The sequence below is a fragment of the Rubrilithobacter danxiaensis genome, assembly GCF_047272945.1.
GTDB lineage: Bacteria > Bacteroidota > Bacteroidia > Sphingobacteriales > Sphingobacteriaceae > Rubrolithibacter > Rubrolithibacter danxiaensis.
In genome coordinates this window covers 1-655 of sequence record NZ_JBKOPS010000040.1, presented here as the reverse complement: position 1 = coordinate 655, position 655 = coordinate 1, and the positions used below count along the sequence as shown (strand labels likewise).

General features: G+C 49.6%; 1 protein-coding gene. It reads left to right on the top strand.

Annotated features, from left to right (window positions below; genetic code table 11):
• A partial coding sequence (locus ACLCDL_RS17910; RefSeq protein WP_423149785.1) for an MBG domain-containing protein occupies positions 1-655 on the top strand: 655 nt, incomplete at both ends.

The following is a 655-nucleotide window of genomic DNA, read 5'->3' as shown; positions in this document are numbered from 1 at the left end:
TATACAGCAGGAACGCTGACGATAGGCAAGGCATCCTTAACAGTTAAGGCGGATGATAAGATCAAAGCGTACAATACAGCCAACCCGGCCTTAACAGTAAGCTACCTGGGACTGGTAAATGGGGATACCCCATCGGGAGTAGAGCTGAGTGCCCCCACCTTATCCACAACAGCAACGACAGGATCAGCTGCCGGAGCTTATCCGATTACGGTAAGCGGAGGAAGTTATTCATCGAATTATACAGTAAGCTACAGTAACGGCACCTTAACGGTAGGCAGTACGACGCCAACGATCACCTTTGCCGATATGCATAAGACGTACGGAGATGGAGACTTTGATGGAGGAGCCAGCAGTCCTAGTCCGGTAACAATAACATATAGCAGTGATAACCTTTCGGTAGCCACGATTGTATCCAATAAGGTACATATTATAGGAGCAGGAACGGCCAATATAACAGCCAGTCAGGCAGGAGACAGCAATTACGATGCGGCAGCACCGGTAACCAAAGTATTAACGGTAGATAAAGCTACCTTAGCAGTAACAGCAGACGACCAGAGCAGGACCTACGGAACGGCCAACCCGGCCTTAACGGTAAGCTACAGCGGCTTTGTAAACGGGGATACAGCAACAGATCTGACCACCCCGCCAACAGCAA